At 69.4% G+C, this 12985-nt stretch carries 11 protein-coding genes and 1 pseudogene; 6 read left to right on the top strand and 6 right to left on the bottom strand.

Annotated elements, in window-relative coordinates; genetic code table 11:
• Positions 1-209: pseudogene (locus tag ACLBYB_RS11315) on the top strand (methyl-accepting chemotaxis protein); the annotation flags it as partial.
• A 96-nt stretch (positions 210-305) separates the two neighbouring features.
• On the opposite strand, the gene ACLBYB_RS11320 reads toward ACLBYB_RS11315, so the two are convergent.
• On the bottom strand, positions 306-578 hold the full coding sequence (locus ACLBYB_RS11320) for a hypothetical protein (protein WP_042672101.1): 273 nt from the start codon (positions 576-578) through the stop codon (positions 306-308).
• A gap of 85 nt (positions 579-663) precedes the next feature.
• Entirely contained in the window at positions 664-1599 is a 936-nt protein-coding gene (locus tag ACLBYB_RS11325; RefSeq protein WP_447698810.1) for an SGNH/GDSL hydrolase family protein, read from the bottom strand.
• Positions 1600-2046: 447 nt separating this feature from the next.
• Here ACLBYB_RS11325 and ACLBYB_RS11330 point away from each other — a divergent pair, with 447 nt between their 5' ends.
• The 4 genes from ACLBYB_RS11330 (at position 2047) to ACLBYB_RS11345 (ending at position 8995) form a co-directional block, all read left to right on the top strand.
• Complete coding sequence (locus ACLBYB_RS11330) at positions 2047-3153, top strand: lipase family protein (RefSeq protein ID WP_447698811.1); 1107 nt, start codon at positions 2047-2049, stop codon at positions 3151-3153.
• A 140-nt stretch (positions 3154-3293) separates the two neighbouring features.
• Complete coding sequence (locus tag ACLBYB_RS11335; RefSeq protein ID WP_447698812.1) at positions 3294-4733, top strand: hypothetical protein; 1440 nt, start codon at positions 3294-3296, stop codon at positions 4731-4733.
• Positions 4734-5007: 274 nt separating this feature from the next.
• Complete coding sequence (locus ACLBYB_RS11340) at positions 5008-6225, top strand: flagellin N-terminal helical domain-containing protein (protein WP_447698813.1); 1218 nt, start codon at positions 5008-5010, stop codon at positions 6223-6225.
• A 328-nt stretch (positions 6226-6553) separates the two neighbouring features.
• On the top strand, positions 6554-8995 hold the full coding sequence (locus ACLBYB_RS11345) for a PAS domain S-box protein (protein ID WP_447698814.1): 2442 nt from the start codon (positions 6554-6556) through the stop codon (positions 8993-8995).
• A gap of 339 nt (positions 8996-9334) precedes the next feature.
• On the opposite strand, the gene ACLBYB_RS11350 is transcribed toward ACLBYB_RS11345, so the two are convergent.
• The 4 genes from ACLBYB_RS11350 to ACLBYB_RS11365 all read right to left on the bottom strand — a co-directional run bounded on the left by ACLBYB_RS11350 (position 9335) and on the right by ACLBYB_RS11365 (position 11753).
• On the bottom strand, positions 9335-9781 hold the full coding sequence (locus ACLBYB_RS11350; protein ID WP_447698815.1) for a lysozyme inhibitor LprI family protein: 447 nt from the start codon (positions 9779-9781) through the stop codon (positions 9335-9337).
• A 101-nt stretch (positions 9782-9882) separates the two neighbouring features.
• A complete protein-coding gene (locus ACLBYB_RS11355; protein ID WP_020094546.1) occupies positions 9883-10203 on the bottom strand; it encodes a YbjQ family protein in 321 nt (106 codons plus the stop codon).
• A 42-nt stretch (positions 10204-10245) separates the two neighbouring features.
• Positions 10246-10650, bottom strand: a complete 405-nt coding sequence (locus tag ACLBYB_RS11360) for a lysozyme inhibitor LprI family protein (protein ID WP_447698816.1) — start codon at positions 10648-10650, stop codon at positions 10246-10248.
• 50 nt (positions 10651-10700) lie between these two features.
• On the bottom strand, positions 10701-11753 hold the full coding sequence (locus ACLBYB_RS11365; protein ID WP_447698817.1) for a hypothetical protein: 1053 nt from the start codon (positions 11751-11753) through the stop codon (positions 10701-10703).
• Between the two features lie 767 nt (positions 11754-12520).
• On the opposite strand from ACLBYB_RS11365, the gene ACLBYB_RS11370 reads away from it, so the two are divergent.
• On the top strand, positions 12521-12778 hold the full coding sequence (locus ACLBYB_RS11370) for a hypothetical protein (protein WP_132366510.1): 258 nt from the start codon (positions 12521-12523) through the stop codon (positions 12776-12778).
• Positions 12779-12985: the final 207 nt, after the last annotated feature.

A 12985-nucleotide genomic window follows, 5' to 3' on the forward strand; every position in this document is an offset into this window, starting at 1 on the left:
TGGAGGAGAACGTGCAGACGTTCCAGCAGATCGTGGCCTCGACCAACCAGCAGCAGCTGGGCATCGAGCAGGTGATGGGGGCATTGCAGAACATCCGCCAGGCCAGCCAGCAGACCGCGGCCGGCACCCGGCAGGTCGAGGCCGCCTCCGCCAACCTCACCGAGCTCGCCCAGGCCCTCATGGCCCTGGCCGAACGATACCGGAACTGATCCGCCGCTCCGACCGTCCTCCTACGGCTACGGCCCGATCGTTCGGACCGCACTCTCCTTGTCCGGCTGGTCCGGATCGGCGGAGGCCGGAGACACTCAGCCGCGATGCGCCGGCCGGTGCGGCGCCTGTCGCCGGGACGCGGTCGCGGCGCGCGCGCGGGCTGCCCGGACGCGCACGATGTCGGCCATCCCGACCGGTCGCGGCGGTGCCTCGCCGGTGAACGGCATCCGGCTGTGAACGTCGCCGTAATAGTCCGACCCGCCCATCCCGAAGCCGCCGGCGACGACGGGTCCGTCGAGGAGCGGCTCTCCGGCCGACGCTCCGGTGGCGATGAGGACGAGGAGTGGGACGGCGAGGAGGAGGCGCATGATCACATGCGTACACCGTCCTGCGTCAGCTTCGCGGCGGCGGCGGTCACGATGGCGTGCGCGCTGCCGGCCCGCGGCGCTGCCCTCAGGTGTCCGGGTCGACGCCGCGATAGCGCGTGGGATGCGTGCGCGCCTTCTGCCAGCCGGTCCGTCCCTGAGCGAAGCCGACCTCCAGGAAGTGGACGAGCGGGTTGACGCCGGCCACGCGAACATCCGGGTTCGCGTCGAGATACCCGTCGGTGCTGAAATGCCCGCTCGGGTCACGGCCCTCGCGCCAGCCGAGATCGAGGTAGTGTCGCGCCGGACCGTGGGGATACTGGCACGTGTCGGCGTACCAGCTCCTGTAATAGGCCTCATCGAAGCCCGGGAGCGGGCGCTCCAGATAATGATCGAGACCGTACCGGTCGCGGATCTGGCCGGCGACGCGCGCGGCGACGGCCGCGTAATCCCGCAGATGCGTCCCTTCGACGAAGGCCTCGTCCTCGGCGAGACCGAAGCGCGCTCCGCGCAGCGCCGCGAACGGGTCGAAGAACGAGACCCCCCGGCGTGCGCAGACGGCGCGGAGGAGATCGGAATAGACCTCGACCGCGGCGGGATCGCGCTCGGTAACCCTCGAGGCCGGCGTGGGCGGCAGCGCCGAGACCAGCGTGTCGAGGGCGAAGGCCTGGAAGCGGTCGACGATGCGATCCGCGTGGTCGGAGAAATCGACCGTCGCCGATCGCCCGAGCGCCGACGGCGAGCGGATGTCGTTGGTCCCGACGAACAGGACCGCCAGGAAGGCCGGCAGGGGCGCACGCAGCAGATCGAGGGCCCGGCGGTAGGAGCGGGCCGTCGCACCCGCGAGCCCGGCATTCAGCACGGGACGGGAAACGACCGGCCGCGGCATGTGAGCCGCGTGCGAGTCGCCGGCGAGCACCACGCAGCCGCTCGGCGCAGCGTCGAAGACGGCCTGGATATGGCCGATCCTGTGACGGCGGAGGGCGCCGCTGCGGAGCGCCCTCACGGCCTCTGACAAACCCATACGAATCTTGAACACCGCCCCCGCGTCCCGCACCGTAGGAGGCTCAGTTTTCCCAAGTCCAGTCCCTCCCGAGCGCGAAACGGATTTTCGGCGCCGCCGGTGTTGCCGGGCGACAGTGCCGGGAATGCCGCCCGGATCATGAATGCTGGCCGGTGGCGGAACCAGATTCGCCGGTGCGCTGTTGTGGAGCCCTCCGCGATGGTGCAATGGAGCCGCCCCTGCGGGCGCCGTCGACCGCCACGAATCCCTCTCGTGCTCTCGTCCTCGATCGATCACATGGTCCGCGGCTACTTATCGTTCACGCCCTTCAAGTTGAGAGACCTTCATCCGGCACCAGTGGCGCGGCGACATGTCTTTTTCATTCACGGATTCGACGCCCGCAGCGGCATCCGCTTCCCCGCCTTCTTCAAGCGGGAGCTTCACCGTCACGCGACCCGGTTCGGGGCGATGCCGCGCGCGGTCTCGGAGATCCGGACCGATCCGGATGGTCTGACCCGGAGCTGGACCGTCGACGCGCCCGCCGACGGCGACGGTGCGGCGGTCCGCTGCGAGACCCTGATCTGGAGCGATATCGTCCATGCGGATCTCGCGCGTCCCGTGTCGCGCAAGCTGGCTCTGCTGGCGCGGAGCGTCGCGGCGGGGCTCGCACAGGGGTTGGTCTTCAAGACGTCCCGGTTCGGATGGCCCTACACGGTGCTGACGGCCTTCCCGTTCTTCGTCGCCTTCGTGGCCCCGGCGCTCCTGATCGCGGTCGGCACCGCGATCTACGCTACGTTGAGCCCGTCGGCGCCGACGGAAACGGTCGGCGTGGCGCTGCTTCTCGCGGCCGCGGCGCTCGCGCTCCTGTACGGCGCCAAGAAGGCGCTCGGGCGCCTGTTCTTCTGGCACATCCTGAGCATCCGGATCTTCTTCTGGCAGCACGCGACCGGTCGGCGGCCGGATTACGCGGACCGGGTCGCGGCCTTCCGGGACCGTGTCCTGGCCGAACTGGCCCACTGGCGCGCGAACCCCGCGGACGCGCCCGACGAGGTCATGATCGTCGGCCATTCCCTCGGCGCAGCCATGGCGGTCGAGGTCGCCGCGCAGGTCCTCGCGCGCCTCGGGACCGACGATCGAGGGCATCCGCGCCTGTCGCTCGTCACGCTCGGCTCGGGGCTGCCCTTCGTGGCGCTCCAGCACGAGGCCCGCGCGCTGCGCGACGACATCGCCACCCTCGTCTTCAGCGACCGCATCGTCTGGTGCGACTACCAGGCCCCCCAGGATTGGCTCAACTGCTACGGCTTCAATCCGATCTTCGATCTCGGATTCGGACGACCCGCCTTCCTGGCCTGCAACCCGCTCATCCGTTCCGCCGGGGTCAAGGACAGGATACCCGAGGACGACTACAAGCGCCTGCGCCTCAAGCCTTTCCACATGCACTTCCAGTTCCTGAAAGCCAATTTCAGGCCGGGGGAGTACGATTTCTTCGAGATGATCCTCGGGCGGCAATCGCTGCTCGACCGCGCCCTGCGGCCGGTCTGCCGCCGCGCGGTCCCGCCCGCGCAGGGCGCGTGATCGCGTCCGCGGGAGACGCGTCGGGACACGATCGGAGCCGCCGGTCCGAGCCGCCGGATATCAGACGGCCACATTCCGGTCGTCAGCACGCCGCCGGAATGTCTCGGCATCACGGAGTCAGGAGCGGACCGGTGGGAGCGATGGGATTGAGGACGCTGCCGGCTCTCGTTGCGCGGAAGGGCGCTCGCGTCGGGATGCTCCTGGCGGTGCTCGCCGTCCCGGTCGCGGGCGAGGCCGGCTGGAAGGGGCCGGAGGCGCAACCGCTGTTCGTCAACGAGGCCAATCCGGCCGGCTACAACTACGCGCCGAGCGTCATCACCGAGAACGGGACCACCGACATCTGGTGGTGCGGTCAGGGCAAGACGGACGTCATCTTCCATCGTTCCTACACGCCGCAGACCGGCTTCTCGCCGGCGCGGATCGTGTTCCAGCCGACGCCCAACTCCTGGAACCGGCAGTACGTCTGTGATCCCAGCGTGATCCGGGGCCGCTTCGTCAACCCGGCGGACGGGCAGACCTACGCCTACGCGATGTACTATTCGGGCGCCGACAACCTGCCCGGGAACAACAACCAGACCGGCCTCGCCTTCTCGAACGATAAGGTGACGTGGGTCGACTACCCGGAACCGGTCATCAAGCCGATCAACCCGGTCGTCGCGCAGGGCAATTACGGCACCGGCCAGCCGGCGACCTTCTCGGACGGTCGGTCCGGCCTGTTCGTCTTCACCACGGATCTCACCGGGCCGCAGGGGGTGCCGGGCTTCGGGGACCTCTACGTCCGGCACACGGCCGACGGTGTGCATTTCGGGGCGCCTGCGCGAGTCCCCAACGCCACGACCGACGGCTCGACCATCAACCCGAACTCGGATTTCGCCTACGATCCCAAGACCGGCGAGGTCTACGTCATCACCGGGTTGCCGGGCCGCGTGTGCCAGCAGGTGGCCTGCAAGGATCCGGGGCGCAATCCCGACCGGGAAACCTACCAGATGGGGCTGTTCAGGATGCCCCTGAAGGCGGTGCTGAGCGGGGCGCCGGCGGCGTGGACACCCCTGGGCTACCTGAACTCCGACGTCACGGGCTTCTACCTGAACCACAGTCCCGGCTTCCAGCGCGACGGGGCGGGGTTCCTGACGCCGTTCCTGCCGGACATCACGGTCTTCTTCTCAGGGGGTGACCCCTATCCCGGCACGTGGCGGATCGCCGAGGCGCGGCGGCCGAAGGGCGCCGACCGCCTTCCCCTGCGGCGCGCCTTCGGGCCCGGCGGCCACTGGGTGACGACCGGCTATATCGGGCCGGGCTACACGATCGAGCGCAGCCTCGGTACCGTGTTGACGCTCCCGGCGCCCGGGACCGCGATGCTGATGAGCTGCGCGGCAGGACAGGACCACTTCCTCAGCCGCGACCCGCGATGCGAGGGCCAGACACCGCTCGGGCAGACCGGCTACGTCTACGAGGCGCAGAGGCCGGGGAGCCACCTGATCTACCGTTGCATCGCCGGAGGCCGCGATCATTTCGTGTCGACCGTCCCGGACTGTGAGGGTCACGTGTCCGAAGGGATGCTCGGCTACGCGCTGGACTGAGAATTCGTCGCGCCGCGAGGCGGCAGCCGGATCGCCTGATCCGCCCGCGCCGGACGGGATGGACTCCCGCCGCTTCAAGTCTCCAATGACCTCCTGGTCGGGACGCCCCTGATCGATGCCGTCCGGGACTGGCTTGCGCGCGCGGGCCGTAAACTTTCCGGTAACGCTACCGGCGCGGCGAAAATACTCGCGCGCTTAATCCGGACTTAACCCTAACCGGTATTCTTAGTCATCCCCGAGAATCGGGTTGCTCCGGTTGGAAAGATAGCGATCCATGTCCTCCATCACCCTGTCGGCCGCGACGCGCCAGAACCTGCTCTCGCTGCAGGACACCGCCCAGCTGATGGCGACCACCCAGAACCGGCTCGCGACCGGCAAGACCGTCAACTCCGCCCTCGACAACCCGACCAACTTCTTCACCTCCCAGGCCCTCGACGGACGCTCCTCGAGCCTGAACTCGCTCCTCGACGGCATCTCCAACGGCATCCAGTCGATCCAGGCCGCCAACCAGGGCATCACCTCGATCCAGAAGCTCGTGGACCAGGCCAAGTCGATCGCCAACCAGGCGCTCTCGACCCAGCTCTCCACCACCGGCACCGCCGCCAACGCCTACAGCGCCAGCACCGCCTCCCAGACGGTGCTCCTGACCATCAACGGCAGCTCGGTCTCGGCCACGGTCGCCGCCTCCTCGAGCGTCAACGCGACGGTCGCCGCCCTCAACGCCGCGGTCAGCTCGGCCTCGACCTCGTCGAGCGGCGCCTTCGGCGCCGGCGCGATCTTCTCGGTCGACAGCACCGGCACCAAGATCGTCCTGAACGCCCAGGCGGACGTGGAATTCCAGAACTCCGGCAGCCAGACGGCGCTCGGCTTCACCGCCTCGGCCACCACCGCCTCGACCTACGGCACCGCCGCCAGCACCGTCGTGTCCAGCGACCTGTCGATCTCGGGCGTGACGCAGCGCGCCTCGCTGGCCAATCAGTACAACAACCTGCTCAACCAGATCACGCAGCTCGCCAGCGACGCCAGCTACAACGGCGTCAACCTCATTGCCGGCAAGGGCAATGACATGAACATCAAGTTCAACGACACCGGCAGCTCGAACCTGAACGTCGCCTCGGTCGACGCGACCTCCAGCGGCCTGGGCCTGTCGTCGATCACCAACTCGAACAGCTCGACCAGCCAGAACGGCCTCGGCAACTTCCTGCTGAACGCCGATGTCAACAAGACCCTGGCGGTCCTGACCACGGCCGGCGCGGCCCTGAACTCCGCGGCGAGCACGCTGGGCTCGAACCTGTCGGTGGTTCAGAACCGCCAGGACTTCTCCAAGCAGCTGATCAACGTGCTGCAGACGGGCTCGGCCAACCTGACGAACGCCGACCTAAACCAGGAGGCGGCCAACTCGCAGGCGCTGTCGACCCGCCAGTCGATGGGCATCTCGGCCCTGTCGCTGGCCAACTCCGCCCAGCAGGGCGTCCTCCAGCTCCTGCGGTAAGCGACACGCACCGCGTCGACCGAGCGGCCGGAGTCGAACTCCGGCCGTTCGCGTTCGCGGGGTCCCGAGCCCTGATCCGGCCGGAACGCGAGAGACCGGTCCCGGCGGCACGTCCGCCCGCAGCCCGCCGCTGTCCCCCGGATTCCCGTGGACGCAGCGCCGGTCATCGCGGGTCAGGAACCGGCGGACCCGCCCCCTTCCGGCATCGCAGGATCCGAACGCCCGGTGGCCGACGCCGGCACTGTCGGGACCAGAGGCCACACCCCCTTCTCGCATCCGCGTGCCGGTTGCGGTTGGACGCGGCGGCGGCTCCGGATAAGACCGGGCCATGAGCATCGAAGATCTTCGGGGGGAGGTCGAGCGGCTGCGTCGGCGCGAGCGCGCGCTGGTTGAGGAGAACGCGCGCCTGCGCGCGTCACAGGCCCCGGTCACCGCCCCGACAACCACTCTGGCCGGAGTCGGCACCGCCCGCTCCGATCTTCTGTTCACCGCCGCCGACAAGACTCGGATGGCGATGATCGTCACCGATCCGAACCTGCCCGACAACCCGATCGTCTTCGCCAACCGCGCCTTCCTGGAACTCTCCGGCTACTCGGCGGGGGAGCTGATCGGGCGCAATTGTCGCTTCCTCCAGGGGCCCGCGACGGATCCGGCCGATGTCGCCCGCATCCGCGATGCCATCGCCGCGCGGCGCGACGTGGTGGTCGAGCTGCTGAACTATCGGCGCGACGGCAGCACCTTCGTCAACGAACTCTACATCAGCCCCGTCTTCGGACCGCTCGGCGAGTTGCTGTTCTTCTTCGGCAGTCAGCTCGACCTCACCCGCTTCCGGCAGCGCGAGGCGCAGGCTGTCGAGCGGACCATCGCGCCGCGGCATGCCGGGGCGGACGACGCGGTGGGCTTCTGCATCGTCGAGCTGCGCTTCGACGGGGATGGCAGGGCCGCGGATTACCGCGTGGTGGAGACCAACGCCGCCTTCGAGGATCAGTCCGGCCTCGGCGCCGCGGCGGGACGCTGGATGAGCGCGCTCGAGCCGGACCACGCCCGACGCTGGTTCGACACCCTCGGTGACGTGGCGCGATCCGGGCACAGCGCCCGGTTCAAGGGAGCCCTGTCGCGAACGGGGCCCATCCTCGATGTCCGCGCGATGCGGACCGGTAGCGGGACGCAGTACCGCGTCGCGATCCTTCTCGAGGATCCGGCGGCCCGGCAGGCGGACGAGGAGCGGCGGGAGGCCCGGACGCGCGACCGGAAGATCGAGCATGACCTGGTCTGGCGGACGAGCCGCGATCTTCTCGTGGTCTGCGCCCTCGACGGAACCTGCCAGGCGGTCAACCCGGCCTGGACGGAGCTGCTCGGGTGGCCGGCCGGCAGCTTGGTCGGCATCCGCATCGATACCCTGATCCATCCGGACGACGGCGAGACCGCGGCCAGCGCGTTCGAGACGCTGCGGACCGGCCACACGCTGTCGGACCTCGACGTCCGGTTCCGGACCGCCGACGGCGCGTACCGTTGGATCGCCTGGAACGCCATCGCGCGCGGGGACCGGTTCCACGCGACAGGGCGCGACGTCACGGAGCGCCGCGCCCTCGAGGAGCAGCTGCGTCAGTCGCAGAAGATGGAGGCCGTCGGGCAGCTCACCGGCGGCGTGGCGCACGACTTCAACAACCTGCTGACCGTCATCAAGTCGTCGACCGATCTGTTGAAGCGACCGGGCCTCAGCGAGGATCGGCGGGGCCGCTACGTCGACGCCATCGCCGACACGGTCGACCGCGCCGCCAGATTGACCAGCCAGTTGCTGGCCTTCGCGCGCCGGCAGGCACTCCGACCGTCGATCTTCGACGTGGTGCAGTCGGTGGCCGCCATCGCCGACATGGTCGGCACATTGACCGGCGCGCGCATCCACGTCGCGACCGACACAGATGCCGGCACGGACGCGGACGGCCGCAGGCTGCGCTGCCACGTCGATGCCGACCCCAGCCAGTTCGACACGGCCCTCGTCAACCTCGTTGTGAACGCCCGCGATGCCATGCAGGGCGAGGGCCGCCTCGTGATCAAGGTGCGGCGTGCGGACCGCATCCCGGCGCTGCGGGCGCATCCGGCCGTGCCCGGCGATTTCGTGGCCGTGTCGGTTTCGGATACCGGCTCGGGCATCGAAGCGGACCTCCTCGAACGCATCTTCGAGCCGTTCTTCACGACGAAGGGCGTCGGCCACGGCACCGGCCTCGGCCTCAGCCAGGTGTTCGGCTTCGCCAAGCAGTCGGGCGGTGACGTCGCGGTCGACAGCGTCGTCGGCGTCGGGACCACCTTCACGCTGTTCCTGCCGCGGTCCCACCAGGCGGAGGTCCAGGAGGGCGTGCCGGACGAGCCGGAGCCGCTCGCCGAGGGTCACGGCACGCCCGTCCTCGTGGTGGAGGACAACGAGGAGGTCGGCGCCTTCGCCCGGCAAGCCCTCGTGGAACTCGGCTACAGGGCTGTCTGGGTGAAGGACGCGCAGGCGGCCATCGCCACGATCGAGGCGAGCGGCCAGGAGATCGAGATCGTCTTCTCCGACGTGGTGATGCCGGGCATGAACGGTGTCGATCTGGCCCGGGAGATCAGGCGCCGTCGTCCCTACCTGCCCGTCGTCCTCACCTCCGGCTACAGCCACGTGCTGGCGTCGGAGGGCACCGACGGCTTCGAGCTCCTTCACAAGCCCTACTCGGTGGCCGACCTCAGCCGGGCGCTGCGCAAGGCGCTCCGGGAACGGTCGGCGCTGACCTTCGGCTGACGAGGCCGCATCCGACCGGACCGACGCGCGTTACGTCCCCGACCGCCCGAAGATTCGGACAGGACACCGCACCATGTCGTCGGATACGCCGCGTCCCGGGGACGACCCGCTGCCTCCCATCGACGATCCGCTGCCAGAGCCCGCACCGCCCGACGGGGACCCGCCGGCCGAGCCGCCGGCGCCGCGTCCTCCCGGTCCCATCGAAGCGGGGTGAGATCGGGCGCCGGACGGCCGCCCGTCCGCAGGCGGACGAGGACTGCATCGGGGCCGCAGGAGCTTCCGGCGGAACCGAAGTGTCCACCGGATCGCGACGAGCTGTTGACGATGCCGCGCCGCTTCTCAATGCAGCGGGTAGCGGCTCAGCAGGTCGTCCGTCCTCTGGACGGTCTTGTCGTAGAGGCAGGCGGGCAGCGCCGCGTTCGCGCCGCTCCCGTTGGCCCACTCGCTGTCGGTCAGGTCGCCGCAATCAGCGTCCCGGAAGGCGATCCAGGCCCGCTGCGCCCGCTCGAGCCGCGTCTTCCAGAGCGCCCTGGCGTCGGGGTCCGGCGTGCGTTCGTCGTGATCGATCACCGACATCGCCTTCCTGTAGGCCGCGTTGAGCTTCGCGTCGGCCTCCTGCAGGGCGCGGGTCATGCACGCCGTCGTGCCCGGCGTGGAGGTCTCGGTCAGACACAGTTTCGCGGACGGCTGGTCGGCTCCGGCGGTCGTCGGCACGGCGAGGCAGGCGAGCAGCCCGGCAAGGACGGGGGCCGAGGCCTGCAGCAGGCGTGGGCGCTTGTGACTCATGGCTTTGGGATCCGGTTCGCGCGTCGCATCGACCCGGCTGCGGGGTCCTGCGCGCGGCGGGTGACGGCGGGTCGGAGCGGAACGCGGCCCGGGCCGCGACCTCAGCGTGCCTCGACGACCACGGCGGTGCCGTAGGCGACGACGCCCATCATCGACTGGTCGGTGTCCGCGGTATCGAAACGCATCATGACGACGGCGTTGGCGCCGAGTTGCGCCGCGTTCTGCGCCATGCGGTCGATCGCCTGCGACCGCGCCTGCTCGATCAGCTGGCTGTACTCGCTGATCTCGCCGCCCATGATGCTGCGCAGTCCGGCGGTGAAATTGCCCACCGCACCGCGGCTGTGCACCACGGCGCCGAAGCAGGGGCCGCGGACCTCGCGCACGTGGTAGTTCGGAATGTTCTCGGTCGTGACGATGATCATGGCAGCTCGCTCAGGCGGGTTGTTGGGAAAGACGGGAGGCAGTCAGGGCGAGCACGACAGGTCGCCGCCCGGGCACTTGATCTGGGCTGCCAGGTCCTGGATCCGCTGGCGCGTCAGCGTGATCTTGCACGCGCCCAGGAGCATCGGGGCGATGCTTCCGTTGTCGTCGGGCGTCAGCGTGTTGAAGCCTGTCCGCAGGTTGCACTCGGAATCGCGGAAGGCGATCCAGGCGCGCTCGGCGGCGACCAGATTGCGTCGGCCGTTCTCGTCGAGCTTGCTGCGCAGGGTCGCGTAGCGGCGGTTCAGCTCCGCATCGGCCCGGTCGAATTCCTGGGCCGTGCAGGTGTTGGCGTCCATCTGGTTCGCGGAGGCGCCGCAATCGACCTCCGCAGCGTATCCGGCGGTCGGGACGAGGATCACGGCAGCGAGAAAGGCGTTGCGCAGCATGGCGGACTCGGTGCGGGAGAGGGCGGACGACACGGCGGCCGATGCGCAGATCACGGGTCGTCGGACGCCGGCTGCGCGTCGCGGGCCCGGAAGCCGTAATAGCCGCGGTCGGCGTCGTAGAGGACGTCGAAGCCGTTCAGGACGTGCAGCCCCGTGTTGACGAAGGGCTGCGGGCGCATCGTGTTGAGGACGATGCGTTCGGGAGCGAGCGGCGCGGCTCGGTCGCCGACATCGATCGCGTAGCCGGCCGCGTCGCCGAACTGGAAGCCGAGACGCGTTCCCGGGCGGAGCACGGCGTGATCGCCCGCATCGGCCCGGAGGCTGTCGGCGACCTGGGACGGCGGCAGCGTCAGGAACATGCCGGTGACACCGGTATCGAGGAGCGCTCGGCCGCAGGCGGCGGGCTCACGGGCGTCGACGGTGATGCAGACGGGAACGCCGAGCCAGTCGCCCGGCACGTGCGGGTGCGGGTCGAGCTTCACGAAGCGGTAGCGGCCGCGCGTGTTGGCGCGCGTCAAGCCGACATGCACGCCGCGTCGGGTCAGCACGTAGCCGCGGTGCACCGAACCGGGTCCCGGCGGCTCCGCGTTGAGGAGCGGATTGGTGTCCGGCGTGCTCTGCGTCTGGCTGTCGTCCTCGCGGCCGAAACCGATCCCCATCATCGCCACGTGGGCCGGCGCCACCTCGGGCGTGCAGCTGCGGGCGCGCGCGGTGCAGTCGATCCGGTCGACGGCGAGGACCCGGATGGGCTGCGTGACCACGCTCGCTCCATCGCGGCCGACGATGGAAACCGGGACGCGCACCCAGCGTCCGACCATGATCCGGCCGGAACTCGAGTAGGTCAGCCGTCCGGGCTCGCTCGGCAGGCTCTCGTTGTCGGGAATCCGAGCGGCTGAGACCACGATGCCGGTCGAACCGGTATCAACGAGCACCGGACGAGGCTCGCCGCCGAACGACAGGCCGAGGCGCGGGGACTTCGTGATGGCGTCGCCGGGTCGCGGCGCGTTGAGGAAGGGCAGGAAGATGCCGCGTCGGTCATCGCCGTAGCTCGGCCCATCGTCGGCCCGCGCCGACATCACCGGGCCGAGCAAGGCCGCGCTCACGATCCCGACGCCGAGGAGAGCCGAGACCGATCGGGTGTGAGGGGCCTGAGGACGGACGGTCAGGCAAGCTGAGCGCGGAGGATGCTGAAACACCTGGCACATGTCGGCCCCGGGAGATGTCGTTTCCGAGTCGACACCGCGCGCGATCCGCATCGGCGTCGAGAACAGCTCTGCAGTCCTCGCACGGTTGCGCAGGCGTGGTGGACCGGATTCGGGCGTTCGGCGGCGAGAGACTGTCCACCCTCAGGCGGTCGGGAGCACGATCCGGTCCGCCACGCGCGCAGCCGGTGCCACCACGAGAGATTTCATGAACACCTCTCAGATGAAGAGAAGCACCTAACAGTATTCGTCGTCCATCGCATAGGCTCTCAGTGATCAGTGGACACTGTATTGACCCCTCTCCGATCCCGGGTCAACGAATCGTGAGAAATAGTGTTACCGGTTCAGTAAGCCGGGATGGCTTGCGGCGGATGATGAGCATTCGACGCCGTCGCGTCGCGTGTTCTGGGCCGAACGCAGTGCCCGCGTCGCTCTCGATCGGAGCGCGCCGACGGTCCTGTGGGTCAAGGCTGATCGGGGTGACCCTGCCGTCAATGGCGAGGGGCATCGCCGCCGTCGGGCGGTTACCGGACGACCGACGCCATTTCGGCCGCGCCTGCCGGAAGAAATTTTTCGCGGCACGCCGCGCCGTCCGCACGAAACTGCGTCTGGCCGGCCCATGCCCCTGTCGAGGCGGACGATCCACCGCCAGATCAGGGAGACCCGAGATGACCAAGACCAAGATCCTCGTCCTCACCGCCAGCCTTCTCTGCGCCGCGGGTCCCGCCCTCGCCCAGGAGGCCGCGCCGCAGCACGGGAACCAAGAGTTCCTCGGCGTCGATCTCGACAACGGCGGCGTCTATTACAACGGCCGCAACTCCGGCCGTTACTGCGTCTACCGCACGGTCGAGGTCTACAATCGCTACACCGGCTACTTCGAGGCGCGGCGCGCGCGCCGCTGCGGCCGCGGTCTCTACCTGCCGTGAGGAGCGAGACCATGCTGACCGCCCTCTCGCCGCTCCACCTCGCCGCCCTCAGCCTGATCGTCGCGTATCTCGGCTGGGGCTGAGATGCCCGCTCCCCGCACCGGCACCTGGCCCCCGATGTCATCCGCATCGTCGCGGAGCCCGCCTCGACCGGCCGCGCTCACACCGTGAGATTGTTTCCCGATCCTCCAACGGATACCCCTGTCG

The organism is Methylobacterium sp. D54C (genome assembly GCF_053345595.1).

Coding starts and splice junctions, on each gene's coding strand:
- ACLBYB_RS11345 (WP_447698814.1), top strand. CDS start 6,554: ATGAGCATCGAAGATCTTCGGGGGGAGGTCGAGCGGCTGCGTCGGCGC.
- ACLBYB_RS11335 (WP_447698812.1), top strand. CDS start 3,294: ATGGGATTGAGGACGCTGCCGGCTCTCGTTGCGCGGAAGGGCGCTCGC.
- ACLBYB_RS11330 (WP_447698811.1), top strand. CDS start 2,047: ATGCCGCGCGCGGTCTCGGAGATCCGGACCGATCCGGATGGTCTGACC.
- ACLBYB_RS11350 (WP_447698815.1), bottom strand. CDS start 9,781: ATGAGTCACAAGCGCCCACGCCTGCTGCAGGCCTCGGCCCCCGTCCTT.
- ACLBYB_RS11370 (WP_132366510.1), top strand. CDS start 12,521: ATGACCAAGACCAAGATCCTCGTCCTCACCGCCAGCCTTCTCTGCGCC.
- ACLBYB_RS11340 (WP_447698813.1), top strand. CDS start 5,008: ATGTCCTCCATCACCCTGTCGGCCGCGACGCGCCAGAACCTGCTCTCG.
- ACLBYB_RS11355 (WP_020094546.1), bottom strand. CDS start 10,203: ATGATCATCGTCACGACCGAGAACATTCCGAACTACCACGTGCGCGAG.
- ACLBYB_RS11360 (WP_447698816.1), bottom strand. CDS start 10,650: ATGCTGCGCAACGCCTTTCTCGCTGCCGTGATCCTCGTCCCGACCGCC.
- ACLBYB_RS11325 (WP_447698810.1), bottom strand. CDS start 1,599: ATGGGTTTGTCAGAGGCCGTGAGGGCGCTCCGCAGCGGCGCCCTCCGC.
- ACLBYB_RS11320 (WP_042672101.1), bottom strand. CDS start 578: ATGCGCCTCCTCCTCGCCGTCCCACTCCTCGTCCTCATCGCCACCGGA.